Source organism: Undibacterium sp. TC4M20W, assembly GCF_049340245.1.
In the GTDB taxonomy this organism is placed as follows: domain Bacteria; phylum Pseudomonadota; class Gammaproteobacteria; order Burkholderiales; family Burkholderiaceae_D; genus Undibacterium.
Map to the genome: position 1 here is coordinate 62,239 of NZ_JBMPPI010000029.1, position 8,580 is coordinate 70,818.

Consider the following 8,580-nt stretch of genomic DNA (forward strand, 5'->3'; position numbering starts at 1 on the left):
TTAAAATTTTCAGGGCATATCTGAATTCTCGCTAGCGCAAAGAAAGTTTATATACATGATCCACGACTGGCACTTCATCTGATGATCTTTTGCTGTTGATATCGACGACTGGCGTAAACGCCTTTACCGCAGTGCTTGACTTCGGTGTCGATAATTTGAACACTTCCATCGCCTCAACCAACTGGTCTGCCTGTGATTTAAGGCTAACCGTCGCAACGGCACTTTGCTCGACCAGTACGGCGTTGCTCTGAGTGCTCTCACGCATTTGCGTTACGATAGTCCCTATCTTGTGTACACCGACACCCTGCGCCACTGTAGCCTCGGTAATTTCTGTGACTACATTGCATACCCGCTCAATCGACTCCACGATATCTTCCATCCTTTTGCCGGCACGGTCCACCAGTGCCGACCCTCTGGAAACCTGGTCAACACTAAGGTCGATAAGCGTTTTGATTTCCTTGGCAGCAGCGGCACATCGCTGCGCCAAATTACGCACCTCAGAAGCGACAACGGCAAAGCCGCGGCCTTGCTCACCGGCTCTTGCAGCCTCTACAGCGGCGTTTAACGCAAGGATATTGGTCTGAAAAGCAATGCCGTCAATAACGCTGGTAATTTCGCCAATCTTGCGCGAACTTTCGTTGATATCCCGCATCGTCTCGATCACTTCCCCAACGACGACACCGCCATCGGCAGCAACCTTGGAAGCGCCTTGGGCCAGTTGATGTGCCTGTGTCGCACTGTTGGCATTTTTTTGGATGTTGTCGTCAAGTTGTGCCATGGTGTCCGCCGCATGTTCAAGCGAGCGCGACTGCAATTCAGTACGTTGACTGAGATTCGAGTTTTCCGTAGCGATCTGGGCTGATTCAGAAGCAATACTGTCGCTACTGGCACGCACCCTGGAAACTATACCTTGTAAGTTCCCTATCATACCCCCCAGGGCCCGCAACAGCGCAGCCACCTCATCATTGCCCCGCCCGTCTGCGCTTGCAGTCAAATCACCGTCAGCCACACGAGTTGCCAGACGCAAAGCCTGATCTACGGGACGAGTGATGGAGCGAGTGACCAGCGCGCCAGCGGCAATGGCAAACCCAACCGCTAACACGCACAGGGAAATGAGCAAATTGCGTCTGGCGGCATACGTATCCTCAGCCGTTTTTACAAGTTCCTCGGAACGAACCTGAACGACTTCTGAGTAATCGTTGGATACTTTGACGATGGCTGCAAGCAATGGGCGGCATTCTTCGTTCATTTTAGTGATGGCTGCCTCGCGTTTATTTTCCAGCGCCATTTTGACGATATCCAGCGCAACCGGCGTATAAGCGGTCTCCAGCCTATCCATCTCGGCCACCATGGCGCGGCCCTTTTCACTCACATCAGAAGCTTGTGCAAGCATAGCCTTGAGTTTGGCCAAATGGGTCTGCACACGTTGATGTGCACTCGTGACTACTGCCTTTTCGATGTCGAAATCCGCAGGCTTTGTCACCAGCGCCAAATTCCGAACGGCAACTGCGCGCTCATCAACAGCACGCCTGAATTTTTCTGCGACGCTGCCACGCGCCATCAGGCCATGGACATAACTACTGAACTGCCGGTCTGCATTGGCGAGCGAGTTCAAAGACAGGCCAGCAACGATCAGCACAACCGCAGCCAGCGCCGCAAAAGTTATCATCAATTTGCTTCGGATACTCATAGTATGCTCCTGCTCTGTGCTTTAGATTGGCGAAAGAGTAAAGCTGTTTACATCACGGGAAATTCAAGTCATGGGAAATTCAAGTTGCGGTATCGGGGCAGTCGCAAGCTCAGAGGAATAGTGGCGGTAAGAAAACAAATCCAACCATGTCAGAATAGTTCAGATATTTTTAATTTCAATGTTAAACATTTTTATTTAATTATTCATAAAAATAAACTTCATTGCTTATTTTTTACTTGCAGGCAACCCAACACGCTTGGAGAGAACTCAATCACATTCGTCATGCTCTGCATCGCATTGATCGCGAGTCATTGCATAAGGCAAACCAGATCACGCTCGCTGACCCAATTCACACGACCGCCGTTAAGTTGCCCACAGCTATTTTTCCTGGCGGGCAAGCAGTGAAATCGCGTGCGCCAATCACCGGACTGTCCCTTGGTTGCCAGCGCATGCCTGCCAGTGAAAAATATGGAATGTTGAACTGGTCAACAGACTTATATTTCCGCCCTCTTTTACCCACCAATCCGCGTCCATGTGGGAATTAAAATATTTCCCAGATAGCAATTCAACTTTTTAACAACGCATCATTAGTTTTTTATCGACGATTTATAAATAACTTATATGTAAACATCATATTTTTCATCGATAATAAATTATCGGCTGCACCGCAGCAAAGACAGCCGGTAATCGACCTTATCGCTTGCACAACAGACGGCCTGCATGCCTGCCGCATGCATCAATGCAGCAAAGCTAGACAGCAAAGGCGATTCTTTTAGCAGCGGCTTCGTTTCCTTATTTATTTTTTGAGAGAACCAAATGAAAAAGACTTACCTCGCTTTGGCCATATTTGGCGCAATCAGCGCATTCGCCGGATCTGCCATGGCACAATCATCCGTCACTATTTACGGCATCGTCGATACCGGCATCGCATTAGAAAGAGGCGGCAGCGCTGGCTCGGTCAGCAAACTGACGAGCGGCATAGGTTCTGGTTCGCGCCTGGGTTTCAAAGGTACTGAAGACCTTGGTGGCGGCCTGTCTGCCTTCTTCCTGCTCGAAAGCGGTATCAATGTCGATACAGGTTCATTGGGCCAGGGCGGCCTGATGTTCGGACGCCAGGCTTATGTCGGCGTCAAAGGTGATTTTGGTACGCTGACTGCTGGTCGCCAATACACCCCGGAATATTTGACACTGGCTTTTGCCGATCCTTTCGTCACCGGTTTTGCGGGTGACGCTGCCAATATCATGCCTAACTCTGGTGCCGGCTCCAGCCGCATGGACAATACCTTGAAATATGTCACACCATCTTTTGATGGTCTGACTGGTGAGTTGGCTTATGGCTTCGGTGAAACCGCTGGTGACACTTCTGCCGGTCGCCAGCTTGGTGCCGCGATTGCCTATACCTCTGGCCCATTTGCTGTACGCCTTGGTTACCACAACCGCAATAACGACACAGCCACTCTGAAAAATACTGACGATGGCAAAACCACTTTGCTGGCTGCGACTTATGATTTTGGCGTGGCAAAAGCGCATCTGGCATACGGTGTCAACAAAGGCTTGAACAGCTCACCGTTGCGCAATACTGCCAATCCATTCGGCAGCCTGATTGCACCAACGGCATCGACAGATTCCACAGACTTTTTGCTCGGTGTGACCGTGCCATTTGGTAACAACAAAATACTGGCATCGTATATCCGCAAAGATGACAAGACGGTCAAGAACCAGGATGCCAGCCAGTTGGCAGTGGCCTATATCTATTCATTGTCGAAGCGAACGGATCTGTATGCAGCTTATGCAAAGATAGACAACAAGAATGGTGCTGGCTACACGGTAGGCAGCGCGATTGAAGCCGGTTCTGGTGACAGTGCCCTGCATGTTGGCATACGTCATAGTTTTTAATGCAGATAATAATGCAACTAAGAACGCAACTAACAATGCAACTAAAAATGCAAAATCAGCGCACATCATCAGGCAGCATCGTGAATTGATTTTGCGGCAGGCAATGGGCATGCACTACATGTACATGCTCATTGCCAACTGATGAGTACGGCATCTGAAAGAGGCAACAAGATGCAAACCTTTATTTCCCCCTTGCTGGCTATCCTGCTGGCACTTTGCTGCTCTACCAGCATTGCTGCCACATTCAAACTCGCCAGCCTGCATTACCCGCCTTATGAATATGTGGAACAGGGAGAGGTCAAGGGTATTGCCGTCGATATCGTCAAGGAAGCTTTCCGCCTCATGGGCCATCAGGTCAGCATCAATATCTACCCCATGCGGCGTAGCCTGGAGATGGTAAAGAATGGCGAAGCCGACGGCATCTTCACCGTCTTCAAGACTCCTGAACGTGAGAAATACATCATCTACAGCAATGAAGCAGTCTTGCAGACTCACCATCAGCCTGTGGGCCAGGAATGACAGCAATATCAATTTTGACGGAGAACTATCGCGCCTCGCCCCTTACCGGTTTGGCGCAGTCAGGGGCATCAGCTATGGCAGCAGATTTGACGAATTTATCAACAGTGGCGTTCTGAATTTGGAACTCGCCAGCGACCAGACCAGCGCTATCAGAATGGCGCTGGCACAACGCTTCGATATCCTCATCAGCAACCATGCGGGGGCGATACATGAAATGAAGAAGATGGGGCTGCTGAATGATTTCAAGGTGCTCTACCCTGTCGTGCAGGAACAGGAAACCTTTTTCGGCTTTGCAAAAAAGGCGCATCTTGAACCATTAAGGGACGAGCTTGATCAGGTGCTGAAACAACTCAAGCAGAATGGCTACTACGATTTGACATACAAAAAATACCGGGATGTCGTGACACCCCGGTGCAGCTTTTTATTGGCGATGCAGGTTGATGGCATCACGTGTTTCCAGCGCTACGCGGCGAACAGCATCAGCAGCACTTTCACCAGCCGCTGGCTGGGCATACAAAATGGCGCGTGAAGAATTGATCATCATGCCTGTGCCATTTGCGGTTTTGCCAGCCTGTACAGTCGCGGCAATATCACCGCCCTGCGCACCGATGCCCGGCACCAACAAAGGCATGTCACCGATGACGGAGCGTACTTGCGCCAGCTCTTTTGGGAAGGTAGCACCCACCACCAGCGCGCATTGGCCATTGGTATTCCATTTATCCGCCACCAGTTGCGCCACGTGCTGATACAGCGGCTTGCCACCAACATCAAGAAATTGCAGGTCAGAGCCACCCGCATTGGAAGTACGGCACAGCACGATGGCACCGCGGTCTTTCCATTCCAGATAAGGGGCGACTGAATCAAAACCCATGTAAGGATTGACGGTCACTGCATCGGCGTCATAACGCTCAAAAGCTTCACGTGCATATTGCTCTGCTGTTGCGCCGATATCACCACGCTTGGCATCAAGTATCACCGGAATATTTGGATAAGTAGTCTTGATGTAAGAGCAGATTTCTTCGAGCTGATCTTCTGCGCGCAGGGCCGCAAAATAGGCAATCTGTGGTTTAAAGGAACATGCCAGGTCAGCCGTCGCATCAACGACGGTTTTACAGAATGCATAGATAGCATCCGGCTTACCCGCCAGCTCTGCAGGGAAGCGGCTGACATCAGGGTCCAGGCCTACACATAGCAGGGAATTATTGGCTGTCCAGGCAGCGGAAAGTTTTTCTATGAAAGTCACGGTTTACCTCTTACAGTGGGGCGTGGCGGCGCACGCGCAATGGCCGACATTATACCTTGTGCGACTTGCCACGCTGCGCAAAAGGCGATACCCCGGACTTTGCAGAAGTGCCGCATTACTGGCAAAAACTGTTTATCATGCCTGCATATCATCCATTCACGAATTTGCCAGAGTGCCAAAATGAAAACACCCGCAGAAACACCGATTAATATGCTGGCACTGGAAAACCAATTTTGCTTTGCCCTGTATTCGTCCTCCCTGGCGCTGACCAAGGCCTACAAGCCCATGCTTGATGCCCTCGGCCTGACCTATCCGCAATACCTGGTCATGCTGGTCTTGTGGGAGCAGGATGATGTGCTGGTCAAAGACATAGGCCATGCTCTGTTCCTCGACTCAGGCACTCTGACACCCTTGCTGAAACGCCTGGAAGCCAATGGCATGCTGCAAAGGCATCGCGATGAGACTGATGAACGCCAGGTCAGGATCACCCTGACGCCATCAGGCAGGGAATTGCGCAATGCCGCCCTTGATATCCCGCAAAAAATCCTCTGTGCCAGTGGGCAAAGCAAAGAGACGCTGATGGAATTGCGCAGCCAGCTTAGTGATTTGCGTAATGAGTTATTAAATCCTTGAGTCATTAAATCCATGAATTTTCAAGTTATGGCGACCGAACCCATCAGTTGAAAAATTCTTAATATTTTCCTTCGTTTGTACTAAGCTGTTATTCGCATGCTATCGCGATGATAGAAAAAAACAATCGCAATTTAGATTGCACACAATTAAATTGTTAGCTATAGTTCATCCATCGACTCAGTAGTCGTAAGAAAAAACCAGGAAACAAACGCAGCAAACCCCAAATAACCCAGCAAATTACATCAGGAGTTCATCATGCAAGTACTTTACACAGCAAATGCAACAGCAACTGGCGGTCGTGATGGCCGTGCCGTTTCCAGCGACAATCAACTTTCCGTCAAACTGACGACCCCAAAAGAATTGGGTGGCGCAGGTGGCGAAGGCACTAATCCTGAGCAATTGTTTGCTGCCGGTTATTCCGCCTGCTTTATCGGCGCGATGAAATTTGTTGCCGCCGCCGGCAAAATCGCCCTGCCAGCAGATGTTTCCATCAATGGCCTGGTTGGCATAGGCCCAAATGGTAAAGGCGGCTTTGGTCTCGCTGTGACTTTGAATGTCAGCCTGCCTGGCATGGACCGCGCAGAAGCAGAAGCGTTGGTACACAAGGCACATGAAGTTTGCCCATATTCCAATGCAACACGCGGCAATATCGAAGTAACTCTGAACATCCTGTAATTTCATAGATCGTCTGGGCCGCAAGGCCTGCATGAAATCAGGAACCAGAAACAAAGCTTGCAGAAATATTCTTCTGCAAGCCTTTTTCATTTTCCAGCTTAAATTTCAAACCGATGTAAAGCGTGCTTGACATGCTTAATTTTTGATATATGATGACAAGCATGCTTTACATCCAGATATATAAACCGTCAGCCCAAATCGCGTAAACAGGCGACTTAGTTGAGCAAGCCTGGATGCAAGGGCATTTTTTTTGCCCACCCATGTAAAGCAAACTTTACTTACAAAATACGATCTATAACAGGAGAACACGATGCGTGAGAAACAAGCCAGGTCCCTTTATTTTCGCGAGCTGTTTGCTGCACTGGGCATCTATTGCCTGCTTGTATTTGCCAGCAGTATCTACGCAGACTCAGTGCCCGCCGGGCCACTACGCAGTCTGTTAATTGCCAGCCCTATCCTGCCTGCCTTGCTGATGGTGTGGGCCATTGTGCGGCAATTCCAGCGCATGGACGAATATGTACGCATCTGGTCACTCGAGAACCTGGGCATGGCAGCCGCCTTCACAGCCGCCTTTTCCCTTAGTTATGGATTCATGGAAATCACAGGCTTCCCTAAACTCAGCATGTTTGCGACCTGGTCTTTGATCATGGGTTCATGGGGTGCTATTACTTGTCTGCGTAGCTGGAAAGAAAAGTCATCATGAAAAACATCGTCAGGGAATTACGCACCCAGCGCGAATGGAGCCAGGCACAGTTGGCAGACTTACTGGAAGTATCGCGGCAGACTGTAAATGCCATAGAAACCGGGCGCTATGACCCCAGCCTGCCATTGGCTTTCAGCATCGCAAAACTGTTCGGGCAAGCGATAGAAACCATCTTTCAAGCTGAATAAAAGAACTGGTTATATAACGCAAATTCAAGAGACCATCATGCATATCAAACACCTCATTACAGCATTCATCGTCAGTGCTGCCTGCCTGTTTGGCGGCGCCTTAGCAGCTCATGCTGCGGACATGGGCAATCACTTCCAGGCCGGCAGCCTGCATGTAGAACGCCACGGCAAGCAAGGCACGCCTATCGTACTTATACCTGGTCTTGCCAGCGGTGCCTGGGTATGGGATGACACCGTTAAACAACTGGAAAAGAATCACACTCTGTATGTCGTCACGCTTGCAGGATTTGATGGCCAGCCTGCGACGGAAGGCCCACTGCTTGAGAAAGCCAAAACATCCCTGCTGGAATTGATACAGCAGCAAAAACTCGACAAGCCAGTATTGCTGGGCCACAGCATGGGCGGCACACTGGCGATCTGGTTTGCGCAGCAACATAGTGAATTAATCCGTGGGGTGATCGCGGTAGATGGTTTGCCAGTGTTCCCCGGCACAGAGCACACACCGGCAGACCAGCGGCTGGCTCTGGCAGCCCGTTTCAAAACACAGATGACAGCGCAAACCCCGGAAATTTTCGCTGCCAGACAATTGCAATACATGCGCACTATCGGCGTAATCAATGAACAGCTCGCGCAAAAACTGTCGGTACAAACTGGCAAGAGTGACCCGGCTGCCACCGCAGATTATGTGAATGAAATCGTCAGTATGGATTTGCGCAAGGACATGGCCAAAGTACTCGTGCCTTTACTGGAAATATCACCATACTACACGGCAGATTTTGCTGCGCGCAATATCAGTCTTGAAGCAAAGAATGCCTATTACCAATCCTTGTTGCAAGGTGCGCCGAAACTGCAAGTCATTGGCATCAATAATGCCCGCCATTTCACGATGTTTGATCAACCACAGGCAATTAAATTACCTCCGGCAAAGCCGGAGGTTTATTGCTGGGGCGCCTCAAAGGCGCTGGTAACCCTTGATCCGCCTAAAGGCGGCTACAGTCCCAATTTCATTTGGTCGTAACGCTCATCTTCCTGC

10 protein-coding genes are annotated in these 8,580 nt (G+C 50.1%); 8 read left to right on the forward strand and 2 right to left on the reverse strand.

Features of this window, described 5'->3' with window-relative positions:
• Window positions 1-31: 31 nt before the first annotated feature.
• Window positions 32-1,690, reverse strand: a complete 1,659-nt coding sequence (locus ACO0LL_RS24940) for a methyl-accepting chemotaxis protein (RefSeq protein ID WP_422953511.1) — start codon at window positions 1,688-1,690, stop codon at window positions 32-34.
• 816 nt (window positions 1,691-2,506) lie between these two features.
• Here ACO0LL_RS24940 and ACO0LL_RS24945 point away from each other — a divergent pair.
• The 3 genes from ACO0LL_RS24945 to ACO0LL_RS24955 all read left to right on the forward strand — a co-directional run bounded on the left by ACO0LL_RS24945 (window position 2,507) and on the right by ACO0LL_RS24955 (window position 4,634).
• Window positions 2,507-3,586, forward strand: coding sequence for a porin (locus ACO0LL_RS24945; RefSeq protein WP_422953512.1), 1,080 nt, complete (start codon window positions 2,507-2,509; stop codon window positions 3,584-3,586).
• A 171-nt stretch (window positions 3,587-3,757) separates the two neighbouring features.
• Entirely contained in the window at window positions 3,758-4,105 is a 348-nt protein-coding gene (locus ACO0LL_RS24950) for a substrate-binding periplasmic protein (protein ID WP_422953513.1), read from the forward strand.
• Window positions 4,059-4,634 carry a substrate-binding periplasmic protein gene (locus tag ACO0LL_RS24955; RefSeq protein WP_422953514.1) on the forward strand — a complete coding sequence of 192 codons (576 nt, stop codon included), beginning with the start codon at window positions 4,059-4,061 and terminating at the stop codon, window positions 4,632-4,634. The genes ACO0LL_RS24950 and ACO0LL_RS24955 overlap by 47 nt, the downstream gene beginning before the upstream one ends.
• Here ACO0LL_RS24955 and pyrF read toward each other — a convergent pair.
• Window positions 4,527-5,348 carry an orotidine-5'-phosphate decarboxylase gene (gene pyrF / locus ACO0LL_RS24960; RefSeq protein WP_422953515.1) on the reverse strand — a complete coding sequence of 274 codons (822 nt, stop codon included), beginning with the start codon at window positions 5,346-5,348 and terminating at the stop codon, window positions 4,527-4,529. The two genes, ACO0LL_RS24955 and pyrF, sit on opposite strands and share 108 nt — an antisense overlap.
• 180 nt (window positions 5,349-5,528) lie before the next feature.
• On the opposite strand from pyrF, the gene ACO0LL_RS24965 reads away from it, so the two are divergent.
• From ACO0LL_RS24965 to ACO0LL_RS24985, 5 genes are all read left to right on the forward strand, one after another.
• Window positions 5,529-5,981 (forward strand): MarR family winged helix-turn-helix transcriptional regulator, encoded by a 453-nt coding sequence (locus ACO0LL_RS24965; protein WP_162042109.1) that lies wholly within the window; start codon window positions 5,529-5,531, stop codon window positions 5,979-5,981.
• Window positions 5,982-6,236: 255 nt separating this feature from the next.
• Window positions 6,237-6,656: an organic hydroperoxide resistance protein gene (locus ACO0LL_RS24970; RefSeq protein WP_110257224.1), complete on the forward strand. Its 420-nt coding sequence runs from the start codon at window positions 6,237-6,239 to the stop codon at window positions 6,654-6,656.
• Between the two features lie 310 nt (window positions 6,657-6,966).
• A complete protein-coding gene (locus tag ACO0LL_RS24975; RefSeq protein ID WP_422953516.1) occupies window positions 6,967-7,359 on the forward strand; it encodes a hypothetical protein in 393 nt (130 codons plus the stop codon).
• Complete coding sequence (locus tag ACO0LL_RS24980; RefSeq protein ID WP_422953517.1) at window positions 7,356-7,547, forward strand: helix-turn-helix transcriptional regulator; 192 nt, start codon at window positions 7,356-7,358, stop codon at window positions 7,545-7,547. Before ACO0LL_RS24975 ends, ACO0LL_RS24980 begins: the two co-directional genes overlap by 4 nt.
• 37 nt (window positions 7,548-7,584) lie before the next feature.
• The gene (locus tag ACO0LL_RS24985) at window positions 7,585-8,565 is read left to right on the forward strand and encodes an alpha/beta fold hydrolase (protein ID WP_422953518.1); all 981 of its coding nucleotides are present in this window, start codon (window positions 7,585-7,587) and stop codon (window positions 8,563-8,565) included.
• Window positions 8,566-8,580: the final 15 nt, after the last annotated feature.